The sequence below is a fragment of the Agromyces bracchium genome, from assembly GCF_009709675.1.
In the GTDB taxonomy this organism is placed as follows: Bacteria; Actinomycetota; Actinomycetes; order Actinomycetales; family Microbacteriaceae; genus Agromyces; species Agromyces bracchium.
The window spans coordinates 67,141-87,230 of sequence record NZ_WMLB01000011.1 but is presented as its reverse complement, the minus strand read 5'-3'; the positions used below and the strand labels follow the sequence as shown (position 1 = coordinate 87,230).

At 73.0% G+C, this 20,090-nt stretch carries 14 protein-coding genes; 9 read left to right on the top strand and 5 right to left on the bottom strand.

All coding sequences use genetic code 11. From position 1 onward, the window contains the following. Positions 1 to 51: 51 nt before the first annotated feature. The 6 genes from purN to GJ743_RS04045 all read left to right on the top strand — a co-directional run bounded on the left by purN (position 52) and on the right by GJ743_RS04045 (position 8,990). Positions 52 to 642 carry a phosphoribosylglycinamide formyltransferase gene (gene purN, locus GJ743_RS04070; protein WP_328288763.1) on the top strand — a complete coding sequence of 197 codons (591 nt, stop codon included), beginning with the start codon at positions 52 to 54 and terminating at the stop codon, positions 640 to 642. Further along, positions 639 to 2,249, top strand: coding sequence for a bifunctional phosphoribosylaminoimidazolecarboxamide formyltransferase/IMP cyclohydrolase (gene purH / locus GJ743_RS04065; RefSeq protein ID WP_155050655.1), 1,611 nt, complete (start codon positions 639 to 641; stop codon positions 2,247 to 2,249). The genes purN and purH overlap by 4 nt, the downstream gene beginning before the upstream one ends. 111 nt (positions 2,250 to 2,360) lie before the next feature. Beyond that, positions 2,361 to 3,458 (top strand): Glu/Leu/Phe/Val dehydrogenase dimerization domain-containing protein, encoded by a 1,098-nt coding sequence (locus GJ743_RS04060; protein WP_155050654.1) that lies wholly within the window; start codon positions 2,361 to 2,363, stop codon positions 3,456 to 3,458. 130 nt (positions 3,459 to 3,588) lie between these two features. Continuing rightward, positions 3,589 to 4,845, top strand: a complete 1,257-nt coding sequence (ddaH, locus tag GJ743_RS20090) for a dimethylargininase (protein WP_155050653.1) — start codon at positions 3,589 to 3,591, stop codon at positions 4,843 to 4,845. A 462-nt stretch (positions 4,846 to 5,307) separates the two neighbouring features. After that, positions 5,308 to 7,185, top strand: a complete 1,878-nt coding sequence (locus tag GJ743_RS04050) for an ABC transporter ATP-binding protein (protein ID WP_155050690.1) — start codon at positions 5,308 to 5,310, stop codon at positions 7,183 to 7,185. Beyond that, positions 7,182 to 8,990, top strand: a complete 1,809-nt coding sequence (locus GJ743_RS04045; RefSeq protein ID WP_155050652.1) for an ABC transporter ATP-binding protein — start codon at positions 7,182 to 7,184, stop codon at positions 8,988 to 8,990. The genes GJ743_RS04050 and GJ743_RS04045 overlap by 4 nt, the downstream gene beginning before the upstream one ends. A gap of 91 nt (positions 8,991 to 9,081) precedes the next feature. On the opposite strand, the gene GJ743_RS04040 is transcribed toward GJ743_RS04045, so the two are convergent. From GJ743_RS04040 to GJ743_RS04030, 3 genes are all read right to left on the bottom strand, one after another. Further along, entirely contained in the window at positions 9,082 to 10,446 is a 1,365-nt protein-coding gene (locus tag GJ743_RS04040; RefSeq protein ID WP_155050651.1) for a type III PLP-dependent enzyme, read from the bottom strand. Beyond that, positions 10,443 to 11,033: a hypothetical protein gene (locus GJ743_RS04035; protein WP_155050650.1), complete on the bottom strand. Its 591-nt coding sequence runs from the start codon at positions 11,031 to 11,033 to the stop codon at positions 10,443 to 10,445. Before GJ743_RS04035 ends, GJ743_RS04040 begins: the two co-directional genes overlap by 4 nt. A 97-nt stretch (positions 11,034 to 11,130) precedes the next feature. Further along, positions 11,131 to 14,787: a DUF3376 domain-containing protein gene (locus GJ743_RS04030; protein ID WP_196216911.1), complete on the bottom strand. Its 3,657-nt coding sequence runs from the start codon at positions 14,785 to 14,787 to the stop codon at positions 11,131 to 11,133. A 320-nt stretch (positions 14,788 to 15,107) separates the two neighbouring features. Between GJ743_RS04030 and GJ743_RS04025 the strand changes: the two genes are divergently transcribed. Continuing rightward, on the top strand, positions 15,108 to 15,779 hold the full coding sequence (locus GJ743_RS04025) for a response regulator transcription factor (RefSeq protein WP_196216910.1): 672 nt from the start codon (positions 15,108 to 15,110) through the stop codon (positions 15,777 to 15,779). Between the two features lie 10 nt (positions 15,780 to 15,789). Then, positions 15,790 to 17,703, top strand: a complete 1,914-nt coding sequence (locus GJ743_RS04020) for a sensor histidine kinase (RefSeq protein ID WP_155050648.1) — start codon at positions 15,790 to 15,792, stop codon at positions 17,701 to 17,703. Between the two features lie 21 nt (positions 17,704 to 17,724). Here GJ743_RS04020 and GJ743_RS04015 read toward each other — a convergent pair whose 3' ends face one another. Further along, positions 17,725 to 18,039: an MGMT family protein gene (locus GJ743_RS04015; protein WP_155050647.1), complete on the bottom strand. Its 315-nt coding sequence runs from the start codon at positions 18,037 to 18,039 to the stop codon at positions 17,725 to 17,727. Positions 18,040 to 18,073: 34 nt separating this feature from the next. Next, positions 18,074 to 18,532: a GNAT family N-acetyltransferase gene (locus tag GJ743_RS04010; RefSeq protein WP_155050646.1), complete on the bottom strand. Its 459-nt coding sequence runs from the start codon at positions 18,530 to 18,532 to the stop codon at positions 18,074 to 18,076. A 205-nt stretch (positions 18,533 to 18,737) separates the two neighbouring features. Between GJ743_RS04010 and GJ743_RS04005 the strand changes: the two genes are divergently transcribed. Continuing rightward, positions 18,738 to 19,955 carry an NADP-dependent isocitrate dehydrogenase gene (locus tag GJ743_RS04005; protein WP_155050645.1) on the top strand — a complete coding sequence of 406 codons (1,218 nt, stop codon included), beginning with the start codon at positions 18,738 to 18,740 and terminating at the stop codon, positions 19,953 to 19,955. The last annotated feature ends 135 nt before the right edge of the window (positions 19,956 to 20,090 follow it).

Sequence of the window (20,090 nt, the reverse complement as noted above, 5' to 3'; positions counted from 1 at the left end):
GCGGGCGGGTGCGTGTCATCCGCTCACCTGCGCGGCGGGTACCCTCGTAGGGTGCTGAAGCTCGTCGTGCTGATCTCGGGCACGGGATCGAACCTCCGCGCGCTCCTCGAGGCGTCGGAGGACGCCGAGTTCCCCGCGAGGGTCGTCGCCATCGGCGCCGACCGCGACTGCGAGGGCCTGGCGCTCGGCGAGGAGTTCGGGATCCCGGCCTTCACCGTCCCCTTCACCGCCTACGACTCGCGCGACGCGTGGGGCGAGGCGCTCATCGCGCAGGTCCGCGCGTGGGGCGCCGACCTCGTGATCCTGTCGGGGCTCATGCGGCTCGTGCCGCCCGCCGTGGTCGACGCGTTCAGCCCGAACCTCATCAACACGCACCCGGCGTACCTGCCCGAGTTCCCCGGCGCGCACGGCGTGCGCGACGCGCTCGCCGCGGGTGCCACCGAGACCGGCGCGAGCCTCATCGTCGTCGACAACTCGGTCGACGGCGGCCCGATCATCGCGCAGGAGCGCGTGCCCGTGCTGCCCGACGACACCGAGTCGACGCTCCACGACCGCATCAAGCCCGTCGAGCGGCGCCTGCTCATCCAGGCCGTCATCGACATCGCCAACTCGCACCTCGACCTGAAGGAGCTCGCCCGATGAGCGGAGCCAAGATCGACCCGAGCCTCTACCGCGAGCGGGATCTCGTTCCCGTCAAGCGCGCGCTCATCGCCGTGAGCGACAAGTCCGGGCTCGTCGAGCTCGCCTCGGCGCTCGTCGAGGCGGGCGTCGAGATCGTGTCGACCGGCGGCACCTCGAAGGCGATCGCCGACGCGGGGCTCCCGGTGACCCAGGTCGCGGACGTCACGGGCTACCCGGAGCACCTCGACGGGCGCGTGCGCACGCTGCACCCCGCGGTGCACTCGGGCCTCCTCGCCGACCTCCGGCTCGAGCACCACGAGCGCGAGCTCGCGCAGCTCGCGATCGCGCCGTACGAGCTCGTCATCGTGAACCTCTACCCGTTCGTCGAGACCGTCGCCTCGGGCGCCGAGGCCGACGAGATCGTCGAGCAGATCGACATCGGCGGACCCGCGATGGTGCGCGCCTCGGCGAAGAACCACGCGAACGTCGCCGTCGTCGTCTCGCCCGACCGCTACGACGAGGTCGCCTCCGCCGTGCGCGATGGCGGCACCACGCTCGCGCAGCGGCGCGACCTCGCGCGCGAGGCGTTCCGCCACACGGCGACCTACGACATCGCCGTGGCCTCGTGGATCGGCAGCGTCGTCGCGCCCGACCAGGCGGTCGAGGAGTCGCCGTTCCCCGCGTGGGTGGGCGCGGCCTGGACCAAGGACGCCGACCTCCGCTACGGCGAGAACGCGCACCAGAAGGCCGCGCGCTACTCGGCCGTCGGCGGCCGCCCGGGCATCGCCCAGGCGCGGCAGCTGCACGGCAAGGAGATGTCGTACAACAACTACGTCGACGCGGATGCCGCGGTGCGGGCCGCCTACGACTTCGACGCGCCGGCCGTGGCGATCATCAAGCACGCCAACCCGTGCGGCATCGCCGTCGCGGCATCCGGTGCGGCCGACCCGATCGCCGACGCCCACCGGCGCGCGCACGAGTGCGACCCCGTCTCCGCCTTCGGCGGCGTCATCGCGGCGAACCGCACCGTCACCCGCGAGATGGCCGAGACCGTCTCGGGCATCTTCACCGAGGTGCTCGTCGCGCCGGGCTTCGAGCCCGACGCGGTCGAGATCCTCACGCAGAAGAAGAACATCCGCCTGCTCGAGCTGCCCGAGGGCTTCACGCCGCCCGTGACCGAGATCCGGCAGGTCTCCGGCGGCCTCCTGCTTCAGCAGGCCGACCGGTCGTTCGCGCCCGCCGCCGAGTGGACGCTCGCCGCGGGGGACCCGGCCGACGAGGCGACGCTCGCCGACCTCGAGTTCGCGTGGCGCGCGTGCCGTGCCGTGAAGTCGAACGCGATCCTGCTCGCCTCCGGCGGCGCCTCGGTCGGCGTCGGCATGGGCCAGGTCAACCGCGTCGACTCGTGCAAGCTCGCCGTCGAGCGCGCCGGCGAACGTGCGGCCGGCTCGGTCGCGGCGTCCGACGCGTTCTTCCCCTTCGCAGACGGGCTGCAGATCCTGCTCGATGCGGGCGTGACGGCCGTGGTCCAGCCCGGCGGGTCGGTGCGCGACGAAGAGGTCGTCGCCGCCGCGAAGGCCGCCGGCGTGACCATGTACTTCACGGGCGAGCGGCACTTCTTCCACTGACGCCGGGGCGGCGCCGAGCGGTGGCTCCGCGGCGGTACCCTTGAGGTGAAGGCGCCCACGAAGCGCCCGCACAGCCGCGCCCACAAGGCGATGAGTACAAGGAGCCGATCGATGTCGATCACCCACGCCCCCGCGCCGTCCCCCTCCCACGGGGTCCACGCCGCACTGCCCGTCGAAGCCCCCGACCACGAACGCGTGCTCATCACGCGCGGTCCCCGTTCCGGGCTCACCATCATCGTCGCGGTGCACTCCACCGCACTCGGCCAGGCCCTCGGCGGTGCCCGCGTCTGGCACTACGAGCACTGGACCGACGCGCTCGCCGACGCGCTGCGCCTCTCGCAGGCCATGACCCTGAAGAACGCCGCAGCGGGCCTCGCGCGCGGCGGCGGCAAGTCGGTCGTCTGCATCCCCGCCGGCGAGACCCTCGACGAGGCGCGTCGCCACGACGCGATGCTCGACCTCGGCGACGCCGTCGAGTCGCTCGGGGGTGCGTACATGACCGCCGAAGACGTCGGCACGAGCGCCGAGCTCATGTCGGTCGTGCACGAGCGCACCGAGCACGTCTGCGGCCTGCCCGCCCACGAGGGCGGCGTCGGCGAGCCGGCGGATGCCACGGCGGCCGGCGTCCACGCGGGCATCCTCGCGACGCTCGACCACGTGTTCGGGTCGCGCGACGTCGCGGGCCGCCACTTCGTCATCGCCGGGCTCGGCCAGGTCGGCGGACGACTCGCCCGCGCGCTCGCCGCGGGCGGCGCACGCCTCACCGTGGCCGACGTGCACGAGGGCAAGCGCGCGCTCGCCGAGGAGCTCGGCGCCGAGTGGGTCTCGCCCGCCGACGCGCACCGGGTCGAGGCCGACATGTTCGTGCCGTGCGGCCTCGGCGGCGTGCTCACGCCCGAGGTCGTGCAGGAGCTCCGCGTGCGGGCCGTCGTGGGCGCGGCGAACAACCAGCTCGCCGAGCGCGACGTCGCGCGGATGCTGCGCGGCCGCGGCATCGCGTGGGCGCCCGACTTCGTCGTGAACGCCGGCGGCGTCGTCTACCTCGACCTCGCCTCGGCACCCGGCATCGGCCAGGACGAGCTCGACCGGCGCATCGCCGGCATCGGCGACGTCGTGGGTGCGGTGCACCGCGACGCCGACGCGGCCGGGATCACGACGCTCGAGGCCGCCGAGCGGCTCGCCGCGGCGCGTCTCGACGCGGCGCGCTGACCTGATCAGGAGTGCGGGGCGACGGTCTGCCGTCGCCCCGCACCGTCGTCCCCGGACGACGTCGACGGCGACGTCCGGGGCGCTCCGGCGCGTGCGCGACGCCTCCCGCCCGGCCGATAGGCTCGTCCGCATGACGCCCCCCGCGACCCAGCCCCCGGCCGTGCCCGCCCTCGATCCCGCGCAGGCGACGGTCGCCCGGCGCTCGATCGCGGCCATGGCCTCCGCGGGGGCGGTCGCGCTCATCGCGTTCGGTGCGGGCGTCATCGCCAACCTGCTCGCGCGCGAGCAGAACCCCGCCGTGCTCGCCCAGTCGGTGCCCTACTTCGCGCTCGCCACGGTCGTGCTGTGGGGCCTGCTCTGCATCGGCAACGCGCTCGGGGCGCTCCGCGCCTGGTTCCTCGCCCTGCCCGTCGGGCTCACCTCGGCCGTGCTCGCGACGCTGCTCGCCGCGAGCGCGAACGTGATCACGAGCGGGGTGCAGGTCTCCGCCCAGGTGTTCTCCCTCGTGCTCTCGAGCCTCCTCGGGTTGAACCTCCTCTTCATCGTCGCGGCCGTGCTGGCCGAGGTGTTCGTCGCCCCGCGCGTTGCCGCGTGGGTGCTCGCGCACCGCCCGCGTCGCGCCGCACGCCGCGTCGCGTTCGTGCGCATCCCCGCCTCGAACCTCGACGAGGGCGAGCTCACCCACCTCGAGCGCCGGCCCGTCGACCAGGCGCTCGCCGACGAGCAGTGGGACGACTACTGCGCGGCGCTCGTGGCAGAGGGGTGGGAGACCGTCGAGGTCGACGCCGCACCCGACCTGCCCGACTCCGTCTTCATCGAGGACACCGTGGTGTTCTTCGGCGGCCTCGCCGTGCTCGCGAGCCCAGGCGCCGAGTCCCGCCGCGCCGAGGTCGAGGCCGTCGAACGCGCCGTCCGCGCCATGCCCGGCGTCTCGATCGCGCGCATCGCCGCGCCGGGCACGCTCGACGGCGGCGACGTCCTGAAGGTCGGTTCGATCGTCTACGTCGGAGCGTCCTCGCGCACGAACGCCGAGGGCATCCGCCAGCTCCGCGGCATCCTCTCACCGCTCGGCTACACCGTCGTCGCCGTGCCCATGACGAAGGCGCTGCACCTGAAGAGTGCTGTGACGGCGCTGCCCGACGGCACGATCATCGGCGACCCGGCGCTCATCGAGCACACGTCGCTGTTCCCGCGCTTCCTCGCGGTACCCGAGCCCGAGGGCGTCGCGGTCGTGGTCCTCTCCGACGAGACCCTGCTCATGTCGGCGTCGGCGCCCGAGACCGCCGCGCTCCTCTCCGGCCTCGGCTACCGCGTCGTCACGGTCGACATCAGCGAGTTCGAGAAGCTCGAGGGCTGCGTCACGTGCCTGTCGGTGCGGGTGCGCTGAGCCGATCGCGCACGCGAGCGCCGCGGTCGGGCGCTCGAACTCAGCTCTTGCGTCACCCGCGGGCTGGGGCATAATCTGAAGGGCTGTCCGCTCGGGGAACCATCCGGCGGGCGATGGGCTCGTGACCACGACGCAGGAGGACGACATGAAGTACACCGGCATTCCCGCCCGCACCGTCGCGGCGTTCGGTGCATTCGTCCCGGCGCTCGCCTCCACCGCCACGGTCGCCCGGGGCTAGCTCCAGACACCGTCCAGCCGGCGGGACGCCGGCCGTTTCCCGCGAGGCCCGACGCCTCGCCGCTCTCGTCCGCGCGCGATCACGTGCGCGACATCCGCGTCTCCCTCCGACGAGTCCGCACCCTCGCGACCCGTCGCGCTTCCCGGAAGGAACCCGGCGTGACCGCCACCCGACCCACTCTCCATCCACCCCACGCCGAGCGCACCGGAACGGTGCGCGCCCTCATGCGGCTCCGCACGTACGTCGGCCCTGCCATGCCCGCGATCTACGCGAGCATGGCCGCCTACCTCGTCGCGCAGCTCATCGCCCTCGCGATCCCGCAGGTGCTCGAGGCGATCGTCGACGGCCCGCTCGCCGACGGCGACCGCGACGCGATCGTGCCGCTGGCGCTGCTCGTGCTCGCCCTCGGCGCGGGCGAGGCCGCGATGTTCGCCTTGCGCCGCTGGCTCGTGATCGGCCCGACCACGAGGGTCGAGGCGCGCATGCGCGACGCGCTGTACGCCAAGCTGCAGGACCTCCCGGTGAGCTTCCACGACCGCTGGCCGAGCGGCCAGTTGCTCTCGCGTGCGGTGAGCGATCTCGGCCTCATCCGCCGGTGGCTCGCCTTCGGCCTCGTGCTCCTCGTGATGAACCTCGTCGTCATCGTCGTCGGGGCCGTGGTGCTGATCTCGATGAGCTGGATGCTGGGACTCGTGTTCCTCGCCTGCTCGATCCCGCTGTGGATCGTCGGCTACCGGTTCGAGGGGCGCTACTCCGAGGTCTCGCGTCGCAGCCAGGACCAGTCGGGCGACCTCGCCACCGCGGTCGAGGAGTCGGTGCACGGCATCCGCGTGCTCAAGGCGTTCGGCCGGGGCAAGCACGCCCTGAGCTCCTTCCGTGCCCAGGCCGAGCAGCTCCGCTCGACCGAGATCGAGAAGGCGCGCCTCGACGCGAACATCTGGGTGTGGATCCTCATCGTGCCGGCGGTGGCGCTCGCGATCTGCCTGGTTCTCGGCGTCCAGCTCGCCGCACAGGGCGAACTGTCGGTCGGGCAGCTCGTGGCGTTCTTCGCGACCGCCGCCGTGCTCGCCTGGCCCATCGAGTCGATCGGCTTCCTGCTCGCGTTCTCGCTCGATGCGCGGACGGCGACGGACCGCTACTTCGACATCATGGACAGCGAGAACGCCGTCCGCGACCCGGAGCGACCCGCGGCGCTCGACGCGCCGCGCGGCGAGCTCGCGTTCACCGACGTCCACTTCCGCTACCAGGATTCGCCGGAGCGCTTCGGCGACCTGCTCGACGGCGTCGACCTCGTGCTGCGGCCCGGCGAGACCATGGCGCTCGTCGGCCTCACCGGGTGCGGCAAGACGACGATGACGGCGCTCACCACGCGCCTCTACGACGTCACGAGCGGTTCGGTGACGCTCGACGGGGTCGACGTGCGCGCGTTCCGGCGCGAGGAGCTGCGCCGGCACATCGCGATGGCGTTCGAGGACGCCACGCTGTTCTCCGCGTCCGTGCGCGAGAACGTGCTGCTCGGCAGGCCCGAGCTCACGGGAGACGCAGCGGCCGACCCGGCGGTCGCGGCCGAGGCGGAGCGCGTGCTCGACGAGGCGCTGCGCATCGCGCAGGCCGGGTTCGCGTACGACCTGCCCGACGGCGTCGACACCAAGGTCGGCGAGGAGGGCATGAGTCTGTCCGGCGGGCAGCGCCAGCGGCTCGCGCTCGCGCGCGCCGTGGCCGCCAAGCCCGCGGTGCTCGTGCTCGACGACCCGCTGTCGGCGCTCGACGTGGCGACCGAGGCGCGCGTCGAGGCCGAGCTGCGCACCGTGCTCGCCTCGACGACCGCGCTGATCGTCGCGCACCGACCGTCGACGGTGATGCTCGCCGACCGCGTCGCCCTCCTGGAGGACGGGCGGATCACCGCGGTCGGCACCCACTCCGAGCTCCTGCACGAGTCGGAGCACTACCGCTTCGTGATCTCGAGCCTGGAGGACGAGGAGCGCCGCGCCCAGGCGGAGGCATCCGACCTGATCGACGGCGAGGGTCTCGAGTCGCGGCCGACTGCGTCGGTCGCGACTCGACCGGCGGAGCAGACCGAACCGAAGGAGGCGATCCGATGAGCACCGTGAACGGCGTGCAGGGCGAGGAGCGCGACGAGTACACCAAGGCGGAGTCGCGCTGGATCCGCAGGCGGAGCCTGCGCCTGCTCGGCTCCCTGCTGCACCCGCTGCGCGCGCAGCTCTGGGTGACGATGGCCGTCATCGTCGTCTCGACGGCGGCCCAGGTCGCCGGCCCCGCGATCATCGCGTACGGCATCGACCAGGGCCTCCCGGCGCTCATGCGGCAGGACTGGCTGCCCGTCGGCCTCGCGGGGCTCGCATACCTCGTGACGGGCGCCGCCGGCGCGTTCCTCATCGCGTGGTACATCCGCATGGCCGCGCGCGTCAGCCAGGCCGTGCTCATCGACCTGCGCACGCGCGTGTTCCTGCACACGCAGAAGCTGTCGCTGGAGTTCCACGAGTCGTACACGTCGGGCCGGATCATCTCGCGGCAGACGAGCGACCTCGATGCGATCCGCGAGCTCATGGACGAGGGCATCAACCAGCTCGTACGAGGCCTGCTGTACATGCTCTTCACGGCGATCGCGCTCGTGTGGCTGGACTGGCTCTCCGGGCTCGTCCTGCTCGCGACACTGCTCCCGCTCGTGGCGCTCACGCGCTGGTTCCAGGTGCGCTCGCAGAAGCTGTTCCGGCGCTCGCGCGTCGCGAGCGCGAAGCTCATCGTGCAGTTCGTCGAGACCATGACGGGCATCCGCGCGGTGCAGGCGTTCCGGTCGGAGCGTCGCAACGAGCGCGTCTTCGGCGACCTCGTCGAGGACTACCGCGACGTGAACGCCCGCGCGCTCGGGCTGTTCGCCGTGTACAACCCGGCGCTCAACTTCATGGGCTACGTCGCGGTCGCCGGCGTCCTGCTCATCGGCGGGTTCCGCGTGGCCGACGGGGTGCTCGAGGTCGGCGTGCTGCTCGCGGCGGTGCTCTACACCAAGCGCTTCTTCGACCCGATGGAGGAGCTGGCGATGTTCTACAACTCCTACCAGTCGGCCGCGTCGGCGCTCGAGAAGATCTCGGGCGTCCTCGAGGAGCAGCCGAGCGTGCCCGACCCGGCCGAGCCGGTCGACCTCTGGACGGCCGACGGCCGGGTGCGGTTCGAGTCGGTCGAGTTCGCCTACACGCCCGACCGCGTCGTGCTGCCGCGCTTCGACCTCGATGTGCCGGCCGGGCAGACGGTCGCGCTCGTCGGCTCGACGGGCGCGGGCAAGTCGACGCTCGCGAAGCTGATCTCGCGCTTCTACGATCCGACCGACGGGGTCGTCGAACTCGACGGCGTCGACCTCCGCCGGATGCACCCGAAGGACCTGCGCCGCGCGATCGTCATGGTCACGCAGGAGGCGTACCTGTTCTCCGGGTCGGTCGCCGACAACATCGCGCTCGGCAAGCCCGAGGCGACCTTCGACGAGATCGTGTCGGCCGCGAAGGCGGTCGGTGCGCACGAGTTCATCGAGGGCCTGCCGAACGGCTACGACACCGACGTGAACAAGCGCGGCGGGCGCGTCTCGGCGGGCCAGCGCCAGCTGATCTCGTTCGCGCGCGCGTTCCTCGCGGACCCGGCGGTGCTGATCCTCGACGAGGCGACGAGCTCGCTCGACATCCCGAGCGAGCGCCTCGTGCAGGAGGGCCTGCAGACGCTGCTCGCCGACCGCACGGCGGTCATCATCGCGCACCGCCTCTCGACGGTCGCGATCGCCGATCGCGTGCTCGTCATGGAGCACGGCCGCATCGTCGAGGACGGCTCGCCCGCCGACCTCATCGGCGGCACGGGCCGGTTCGCAGCGCTGCACGCCGCGTGGCGCGACTCGCTCGTGTAGCGGTAGCGGTGCGGCGGGGCGGATGCCTCGGGCGCGAGCTCGAGGCATCCGCCCCGGTATCGCCCGGCGACGCACGGTCGGCGCGGCGCCGTCAGGCGGGCGAGACCTCGACGACCGGCGTCCGCGCGATGCCGTTGAAGCCCGTCGCGGTCGCCCAGGTGTAGGCGCCCATCATCGGCGACACCAGCAGGTCTCCGTCGGCGAGCGGCGGCAGCGGCAGGTGCCGCGCGACGACGTCGACGCTGTCGCACGTCGGCCCCGCGAGCGTCACGGGCACGCGCATGCGGGTGAGCACGCGTCGCGCGGCCCGCTCGGCCGCGTCGTCGCCGACCGGCTGCACGCCGAGTTCCGCCGCGGCGAAGAGCAGCGCGTGCACGTCCTCCGCGGGGATGTTCGAGTAGGCGCCGTACAGGCCCTCGTCGAGGTGGTGCCAGCGGCCGTCGGCGCGGTCGTTGGTGCCGATCACGCGCGTGACGAGCGTCATCGCCGGCGCGGCGACGAAGCGGCCCGGTTCGATCACGACGCCCACGTGCGCGGGCACGGCCGCGAGGGCCGGGCGGATGCCACGGGCGAGCTCGGCGAGCGTCGGCACCGGTTCGTCGTAGCCGACGGGGAACCCGCCGCCGAGGTCGAGCAGCTCGAAGCGGAGGCCGTGCCGCGCCTCGAGCGAGCGCATGAGCCGCAGCGTCGTCTCGATCGCCCGCACCCACGGCGCGGCCGACGTGGTCTGGCTGCCGACGTGGAAGGTGAATCCGCGGACCGTGAGCCGGAACCGAAGGCAGCGCTCGACGAGCGCGGCCGCGTCCTCGGGGGCGACGCCGAACTTCGAGGACAGGTCGGACTTCGCGTCGGGATTCGGGAACGACAGGCGCACGAGCACGCCCACGTCGTGCGTCGGGAGCCCCGCGAACTTCGCGACCTCCGACGGACTGTCGACGACGAAGGTGCGGATGCCGCGGAGGTACGCACCCGTGATGTCGGCCACCGACTTCACCGGATGGGTGTGCAGGCACCGCCCGATCGGGACGCCCTCGCGCTCGAGCAGGTCGATCTCGCCGCGCGAGGCGACCTCGAAGGACGCGCCGAAGCCGTGGACCGCGCGGATCACCGACGGGTGGGGGAGCGACTTGGTCGCGAAGTGGATCGCGGCGTCCGGCAGCTCCCGACGGAGTGCGAGCAGCTGCGTCGCGACGCGGTCGACGTCGAGCAGGAACAACGGCGACCCGTGCTCGCGCACGAGTGCGGCGAGCCGGATGCGCTGCGCGTAGGCCGCGAGCTCGCGCCGCACGAGCTCTCGGTGTGGCGGCAGCTCGGGCAGCGGCCCGGTCGCCGTGCCGAGGCGGCGCCGAGCCGGCCGAGGCCGTCGCGGGCGGAGGTCGCTCGTCGTGGCGGGCGCGTCGGCCGGGCCGGGCACGAGCCGGGCCGGGTCGGTCGCCGTCTGGCGCACGAGGGTCATCGGAGGGCTCCGCCCAGGCTGGGTGCCGACTGCGCCCGTCGGTTCGGGCGGGCGGGCGGGGTCGTGGACCGAGTGGTGCCCGCGGGCGGCGGGCTCGCGGCATCCGCCCCGCCGTCGGGCAGGATCACCCGTCGGCCGAGCTCGAACGAGACGATCGCGACCGCGTAGAACACGGCATCGGCGGCGAGCTTGCCGACGAGCCATCCGGTCGGGTTCGGGCCGAGCGCCGTCGTCGCCGCGAGGAGGAGCGCGGGCCGCACGAGGAACGTGTCGAGCGCCTCGGCCGGGCCGAACTCCGCGACGAGGCCGCGCAGCGTGAGGACGATCGCCGCGAAGGCCCGGCGCGGGGCACTCCGGTGGCGGCGCACGCGCCGCGAGGCGAGGTGGCCGCGGATGCCGCGGACCAGGACGAGTGCGTAGTAGCCCACGCCCTCCGCGATCGTCCCGGCGACCGCGGCGGCGACGAGCGAACCCGTCGCCTCGTACGCGACGGCCGCGCCGGCGACGGCTGCGACCGTGCCGAGGATCTCGAGCGGCAGGTACCGCACGATCCACCCCGTGACGCGTCCGCGTTCCGATCCGAGCATGCGTCCAGCGTCGCGACGCGGCGCGCGCGCCGGATCGGGGCGGTCACCCCGAGCCGGTCGGGGACACCACTGAACGCCCCGCGCCGGGGCCGGTCGGTCAACCGAGTGGCGCGCGCTCCACGCGGTCGTCCGTGCGCGGGAGCCGTCGGATGCCGTCGGGCATCCACCACACGACGTTCGCCCACACCACGATGAAGGCCGTCGCGGCGATCGTGTCGCCGAGCAGCGGCGCGATGCCGAGCGTGACGAGCTTCGCGAGCGCGTAGGCGCCGAGACCCGCGATGACCGAGGCGACCGTGACCGTGAACCAGTTGATGAGGTTGATCCAGGCGATGCGTCGCCGCTCGCCGGTCGCCGCGGGGCGTTCGTCGTCGTCGACGATCGGACGGTACCGGATCCGGAGCCAGTCCCAGGTGAGGGCGATCGTGACCGCGGACGCACCCACGGCGAGGGCCACCCAGTTCAGGTCGCGCGGAACCTCGAGCGCCGCCGGCGTGTGGTCGCGGGTCGCGAACTCCGTGAGCAGCTGCGCGATCGGCAGCACGCCGCCGAGCAGCGCGAAGACCGAGATCATCCCGATCGTCCGCGCCTCGCGGCCCGGGATCGGGGCCCGCGAGGCGGCGGTCGCCGCTCGCACGGCGATCGCCGTGAGCACGATCGTGACGCCGAGGCAGAGCAGCATCAGCAGGAAGTTGCTGCCGATGATCGCGATCACGAACGGGAAGACGCTCGCGATCGCCACGCTCGCCATGAACCAGGCCGGGCGGAGCGCGCGCTTCCGAGCCTGCCCCGCCGCGCGGCCGAGTTCGCCGCCCAGCGCCTCGGCGACCGCCGACCAGTGGCGCAGGCGCGAACCGACGGACCCGGCGATCACGGCGACGGCGACGAGGCCCGACACGAGCGCGACCCCGAGCCACCAGATCGAGTCGAACTCGACGTCGTCCCACGTCAGCAGCCAGGCGACCGCGGCGACGAAGCCCGAGACCAGGGCGAGTCGCGGCGGGTCGAACAGCGTCGGGACGGGAACGAGGAGGGGCCGGAGCAGGAAGAGGGCGGCCCAGGCGAGCCACCGCATCCCCCGCCCGACGGGCTGGACGACGACGCGATCGAACAGGCGGACCGTGCGCGAGGCGATCGCGAACCGGTACGAGGGGTCGAGGTTGAAGATCGTGTCCGTGCCCGCGCGCATGCGCGCCCGTCGGGCGGTTCCCGCCTCCTCGAGCGACGCGGATGCCGCGGGTGCCGCGGGTGCCGACTCGGGGTCCTGGGCCGCCGCCCGCGCCGGACCGGGCACGGGTTCGAGCGGCGACAGGGCGCGGGCCACCACCTCGGGCTCGTCCGCCTCGGCCAGGACCGCGTCCTGGAGGATCCGGACCGCTCGCGTCGTCTGCACCGCATCGGAGGCCAGCGACGTGAGGAACCTCGCGATGCCGGCGGCGCCGTCGAGCCGGCCCCACCACCAGTCGTTGACCCGCCAGTCGCGGGCGAGGAAGCCGAGGAAGTTGCCGACGCCGTACCCGGCGAGCTTCGATCCCCGGTCGAGGGAGACCTCCGCCGAGGCCGCCTCGACGGCCGCGGCGGCCTCGCTGGGCGACAGGTCGGGGGTCCGCAGGACGCGGCCGAGCATCGAGTACCACCGGTCCTGCGCGAGGGCGAGGTACTCCTGCGGGTCGGCCGGCGGCTCGTCGACGCCGATCGCCCAGTAGCGCACGCTCGAAAGGGCCGGCGGGATGCCGGCCGAGTGGTACAGCGGCGGGAGGTCCACGGCCGACAGCATCGGGCCCTCGGCGAGCGGTCGCCACGGCGACCCGGCCCAGCGCGGTTCGAGCTCCCGGCTCCCCGCGGCGATCTCGCGTTCGACGTTCACGATCGCGATCCGCAGTCGCGCGACCGCCCGGTCGAGGCCGTCCCACAGGTCGGGCTCGCGGAAGCGGCGGCTCTCCGCGAGCCAGAGGTCGATCCATCCGCGCAGGTCGTCGGCGGTGGGGTCGACGCCGCGCTCGGCGAAGTCGGCCGTCGCCTCGAGCACGCGGACCGTCACGCGGTCGCGCCACGCGAGCGCGGCCGTGAGCGCGGCGTAGGCGGCCTCGCGCACCTCGCCGAAGGCGAACCCGTGCCGCGCGCCCGGCTCGGCGGGAAGGGCCTCCAACGCCCGGGTCCAGCCGAGCACGCAGTTCGCGGCATCCGCGAGCGCCAGCGGCGAGCGGGCGAACGCGTCGCGGTGCGACGGCGGAAGCGCCGCCACCCGGTCGGTCGCGGCATCCGCCATCGCCGTCAGCCTGACGAGCGGGATCGGACGGTACCGCCGCCGGTGCTCGAGCGAGGAGTGCAGCTGCCACAGGCTCGGCGCCGCGATCGTCTCGGCCAGGTGGTCGGCGAGGTCGACGGCCAGCGCCCTGAGGTAGGCCGGCCGGCGGGCGACCACGCCGGCCGGATCGGCGAGGGCGCTCGCGACGAGCGGCGCCGCACCCTCGAAGCGCGCCCTCGCGACCTGCTGGTCGGTGTTGAAGCGCTCGAGCTCGGCGACCTCGCGGGCGACCGACTCGCGACGCAACTGCTTGTCGAACATGGACTTGATCGCCCGGAAGAACCGGGAGGCGTTCGGGTCCCAGTCGACGCGGCCGCCGAGCGGCGGGTCGGGTTCGGGGTCGAGGAAGATCATCGCCCGGTCGGCCCGGCGGTCGGACACGCGCGAGCGGGCCGCGCGCAGGGCGCGCTCGATCGGCACGTTGTCGAACACGGCGCCGTCGACGACGCGGTACGGCGTCGACGCCTCGGCGCGATGGCCCGCGAACGCGAAGCGCATGCCGGGCCCGCCGTCGATGCCGGCTTCGTCGCCCGTGCCGGCATCCCCGTGGAACGAGTCGATCGCTGCCGGCTCGAACCCTCCGGGGAGCGACGAGGTCGAACGCGCCGCGAGCGCCAGCCGCGAGAGGTTCGTGAGGTCGTCGTCGCGCACGGCGGGGTCGACGGGACGGTCGGTCGTCTCGAGCTCGCGATGCCGCGCGGGGATGCGGTTGTCGAGCCGGTGGCCGTCGTCGCCGACGAACCGGAAGTGCCCGCGTCCCTCGTTCGCGTCCTCCTCGAACTCGTCGTTCGCGTCGATCACGGTCGCGGAGAGGTCGACGGCGGTGTACTCCGACACGAGGTCGGGGTGCCGGTCGTCCGTGTCGTAGATCTCGACGAGGGCCTTGTCGGTCTCCGAGCGGAAGTACTTCTCGCCCTGCATGAGCGCGAGGATCCGACGCGCGCCGGGCGGGTGCAGCAGCCCCCAGAAGCCGCCGACCGACCCCCAGGTGCGCAGCAGCCGATCGAGCCCGGTGCCGGCGCGCTGGGCGACGGCGTACACCACGGCGTTCAGGCCGCCGGCGCTCGCTCCCGCGAGCAGGTCGAACTCGACGCGGTCGTAGCCGGCGGCATCCAGCATCTCCGCGTACGCCCGGAGGCGCACGCGGACCGGCTCGGTGAGGGGGCGGCCCGGCGTCTCCGGCACGATCGCGAGCGTGAGGTCGCCGAGGTCGTAGAGGCGGATGCGGCGCAGGACGTCGAGCTCGGCGACCGTCCCGCCGATCCAGACGGCGAGGCTCACGCCGCCGCGCATCGCGAGCGCGACGCGCAGGGTCCGGTTGAACGACGGGGTCGCCCCGGGCCGGCGTGCGAGCACGTCCGCGACGCGCTCTCCGCTCGGGACGACGACGAGCTCGACGCGACGTCCGGTGGTCGTGACGCCGGTGGTTGCGGATTCGGCGGACACGGCCCCGCCGGGCGCGGCCCCGCCTGGCGGGGACGCCGACGCCGCGGCCGCCGTCGGTCGCGGGACGGGGGCGGATGCCGGCGTCGAACCGGATCGGACCATGACGCTCCTCGGGTGGACGGCGCGGGCCGGCGCCTCGGGGGTCGACGCGGCAGGCAGGGTGCGCGACCCGAACCCAGCGTGGCACGGCTGCGCCCCCGGATGCACGGGGCTGTCCCCACAACGGGGTCCCCCGGGGTCGGGGTGCGGCGCGTATTCTCGGCAGAAGGCGGCGCATGGACGTCGGGGGCTCACGCACGCCTTCGATCGGAGGTGCCTGGATGGTTGAGCGCACGGAGGAACGGCCCCTGAGGGTCGCCATCGCGGACGACGCGCTGCTGCTTCGCGAGGGGATCGCGAAGGTGCTCGAGGGCGGCGGCATCGAGGTCGTCGCCTCGGTGGGCACCGCCGACGAGCTGCTCGCGACGATCGACGACCTCGACCTCGACGCCGCCGTGCTCGACATCCGCATGCCGCCGACGCACCGCGACGAGGGCATCGTCGCGCTCGAGCGCATCCGCCAGGACGGCAGCGAGATCGGCATCCTCCTGCTCTCGATGTACGCCACGCCCGAGTACGCCCTCCGCGTCATGGGCGCGGGCAGCGGCACGGGATACCTGCTGAAGGAACGCGTGTCCGAGCCGCAGACGCTCGTGCGCGCGGTCCAGACCGTGGCGTCCGGAGGATCGGTCGTCGACCCCGAGGTGGTCGAGCAGCTCGTGCAGCGCACCCGCGCCGACGACCCGCTCGCACGCCTGACCGAACGCGAGCGGTCGGTGCTCGAGCTCATGGCGCAGGGGTACTCGAACGGCGGCATCGCGCAGACCCTGTTCCTCGGCCTCAAGACCGTCGAGACGCACGTGCGCAGCATCCTGCAGAAACTCGACCTCGAGGAGTCGCCCGAGCACCACCGCCGCGTGCTCGCGGTGCTGACGCTGCTCGGCCAGAGGTGATGCCCTTGTGATGGCCCCAGGCCGCCGCGGGCGCATCGCGCGTCGCACCGCCGTGATCGCGACGGTCGTCGCCATCAGCCTGTTCATGGAGGTCTCCGGCTACCTCGCCACGCCCGTTGACCTCCGGCCCGAGCTGTCCTGGACCACGGTGCACGCGATGGTCCCGCTCGTGTTCGCGGCCTGCGCGGGCGTCGCGTGGGCGATCGGGCCGAATCCGGTGCCCTCGCGGCTCATGATCGTGTTCGTCCTGTTCTGGATCCCGCAGGCGTTCTACCCGGTCATCGAAACGCTCGGATGGCTCTGGCCGATCCTCCGCGGCGTCGACCTCGGCTGGGCGGTGGTCGCCGGGATCCTCGTGCTGGTCTACCCGCGCGGCGGCCTCGGGGACCGCTTCGACCGGGTGATCGCGACCACCGCGCTCGTGGCGACGGTCGTGAACTTCTTCACGGTCCTCGCGCTCGCCGGCCCCGACTCCGTGCCCTGCGACTGCGTGCCGAACCCGTACCGGCTCGCCGAGGCGCCGACCGTGTTCGCGATCGTCGACATCGGCTACCGCTTCGTCGGCGTCGCGCTGGCGATCGCCATCGCGATCCGGCTGCTGCTGCGGTGGGTCCGCGGCAGCGTGCCCGCGAGGGCGGTGGCCTTCCTCATGCCGGTCGCGCTGCTGTCGTGGGTGAGCACGCTCGCCACGCAGATGATCCACTACGCGACCGGGACCCCGCCGAACCTCGCCCTCGACACGGTGTCGCTCATCGCGATGGCGTCGGTGCCGGTCTGCTTCGTCGCGGGCATCGCGCACGCGCGCAACATGCGCGCCCGCGTCGCCGACCTCATGCGCATCACGCGCGAGGGCGCCGACCGCGGGCTGTGGGCGGAGTCGCTCGCCCGCACGCTCCGCGACGATTCCGTGCGGGTCTTCTGGTGGGACGAGGAGCGCGGGCGGTACGTCGACGCCGCCGGGCGCCCGATCGACTCCGCCGAGGAGGGTCGCGGCCACAGCATCCTCCCGGTCGCCTCGCCGAGCGGCCTGCCGATCGCGCTGATCCGCCACGACCGCGTGCTCACCGACAACATGCGCCTGCTCGACGGCGTGTCGAGCGCACTGCGGCTCTCGGTCGACAACGGCCGGCTCAGGTCGGAGATCGAGCGGACGCTCGACCAGGTGCGCCAGTCGCGGCAGCGCATCGTCGAGGCGGGCGACGAGGCCCGCCGGCGGATCGAGCGCGATCTCCACGACGGCGCGCAGCAGCACCTCGTCGCCGTCGGCATGCAACTGCGCATCGCGGCGAACGCCGCGCGCGCCTCGGGCGACGACGCGGTCGCCGGCGAACTCGAGCAGTCGATCGGCACGCTGAACCAGGGCCTCAAGGAGCTTCGGGAGCTCGCGCACGGCATCCATCCGAGCCTGCTCTCCCAAGGCGGCCTGGCGCTCGCGCTGCCCGAGCTCGCCGGGCGCTGCCCGGTCCCGGTCGACATCGCGGTGCAACCCGAGGGGCGGCTCGCCGAGCTCGTCGAGTCGACGGCGTACTTCGCCGTCGCCGAGTCGCTCGCGAACGTCGCGAAGCACTCGAAGGCCACGCGAGCGTGGGTCCGTGCGTACGTCGAGGGCGACGAGCTCGTGCTGACCATCCGCGACAACGGCGTCGGGGGCGCGTCGCTCGACCGCGGCACCGGGATGCTCGGGATCGTCGACCGCATCGACGCGGTCGGCGGATCGGTCGGCCTCGCCAGCCCGCCCGGAGCGGGAACGACCGTCACCATCCGGATGCCGGCGCACCTCGAGGTCTCGGAGGCCCTCCCGGGTTCCGGCGCAGGCCTCCTGGTCGCCGCCGAGCCGGGTGTCGAGCCGCCGGATGCCGCGGCGGCGCCGGACCCGTCGAACACCGTCGCACCGGGCGTCGTCGGTTCTCCCGCCGACCGCTGAGAGGGCCGCTGACGCGCCGCGTCAGCCGCGCCAGCGGCAGGCCGCGAGGTCGATGCGGTAGCCGTCCTCGTCGTCGACGGCTCGCATCGGGATGCCCTCGGCGACGTAGTGCCGGCGCGCGGCATCGGCGTGCCCGGCGGGCGGGCGTCCGCCGGCGCGGATCACCCGCCACCAGGGCACGTCGCCGCCGTAGCGCGCCATGACCTGTCCGACCGCCCGCGCGCCGCGCGAGCCGAGCGCCGCGGCCACGTCGCCGTAGGTCATGACCGTACCGGGCGGGATGTCGGACACCACGGCGAGCACGGCGTCGACGAAGCCCTCGCCGTTCCGCGGCATCCGTCGCCCCTCGACCGGGTCGTGGACGACCGGGTCAGCCGGCGAGCTCGAGCGCGCCGATGACGTCGCCGTACTGGGTCTCGCCGACGTCGCGGAAGCCGATGCGGTGGAAGAACTCGCCGGGGCCGCCCTCGCCCGGCTCCCACAGCACGGTGATGCGGTCGAACCCGCGGCTCTTGGCCTCCTCGGCGAGCGCGTGCGCGAGGAACCGGCCGACGCCCTTGCCCTGCGCCTCGGCGTCGACGTTGATGCGCCAGATGCAGGCCCGGAACTCCTCGTGCTCGTTCTCGGGGTCGAAGTTGCCGTGGATGAAGCCGACGACCTTGTCGTCGCTGAGCGCGACGCGCTGCCACGCCGTCGCGGGGTTCACGACCGAGGACTCGGCGGCGTAGGTGACCGGTGCGATGAACTGCTCCTGGCCCGGCTTCAGCGACAGGGTGTTCGCGGCGACGATGTTCGTCGCGTTCAGTTCTTCGAGTCGCAGATCAGCCATGCATCGCAGCCTAACCGGATGACGTGTCGCGCGGGTAACCCCATGCATCCGGATGCGACGCCTGCTGGGCGCGGTCCGCGGCCGATCGATCTCTCGATGTCGAGATATTCCGGTGACGCGGTAAGCTGGTCGACGGCGTGTCCGGACACCCCCGAGACTTCCTCGCTTCCCAAGCAATCCCACGAGATCCCAAGGAGACCGCCCCTTGTCGAAGATCAAGGTCGAAGGTACCGTCGTCGAACTCGACGGCGACGAGATGACCCGCATCATCTGGCAGGCCATCAAGGACCAGCTCATCCACCCGTACCTCGACGTCAACCTCGAGTACTACGACCTCTCCATCCAGAAGCGCGACGAGACCGACGACCAGATCACGGTCGACGCGGCCAACGCGATCAAGCAGCACGGCGTCGGCGTCAAGTGCGCGACGATCACGCCCGACGAGGCGCGGGTCGAGGAGTTCGGCCTCAAGAAGATGTGGCGCTCGCCGAACGGCACCATCCGCAACATCCTCGGCGGCGTCATCTTCCGCGAGCCGATCATCATCTCGAACATCCCGCGGCTCGTGCCCGGCTGGAACAGGCCGATCATCGTCGGCCGCCACGCGTTCGGCGACCAGTACCGCGCCACCGACTTCAAGTTCGAGGGCCCCGGCACGCTCACGATGACCTTCACCCCGCAGGACGGCTCGGAGCCGCAGCAGTTCGAGGTCTTCCAAGCGCCCGGCTCGGGCATCGCCATGGGCATGTACAACCTCGACGCGTCGATCCGCGACTTCGCGCGCGCCTCGCTGAACTACGGTCTCGACCGCAACTACCCGGTCTACCTCTCCACGAAGAACACGATCCTGAAGGCCTACGACGGCCGCTTCAAGGACATCTTCCAGGAGGTCTTCGACACCGAGTTCAAGGAGAAGTTCGACGCCGCCGGCATCACCTACGAGCACCGCCTCATCGACGACATGGTCGCGGCGTCGCTCAAGTGGGAGGGCGGCTACGTCTGGGCCTGTAAGAACTACGACGGCGACGTGCAGTCCGACACCGTCGCGCAGGGCTTCGGCTCGCTCGGCCTCATGACCTCGGTGCTCACCACGCCCGACGGGGGCATCGTCGAGGCCGAGGCGGCGCACGGCACGGTGACGCGCCATTACCGCCAGCACCAGCAGGGCAAGCCGACCTCGACCAACCCGATCGCCTCGATCTTCGCCTGGACGCGCGGGCTCGCGCACCGCGGCAAGCTCGACGGCAACCAGGCGCTGATCGACTTCTCGCACACGCTGGAGGACGTCGTCGTCAAGACGGTCGAGCAGGGCGCCATGACGAAGGACCTCGCGCTCCTCGTCGGCCCCGAGCAGGAGTTCCAGACGACCGAGGAGTTCCTCAACACCATCGACGCGAACCTCAAGGCGCGCCTCGGCGCCTGAGCCGCCGCGCTCGAACGGTTCGAAGGGTCGGATGCCGCGTGCATCCGGCCCTTCGCCGTACTCGGGCCCGGGCGAGCCCCGGCCCGCGGCGGGCTCGGGACATCGGTCCCTCGGATGAGCCGTCCCGCATCGGGG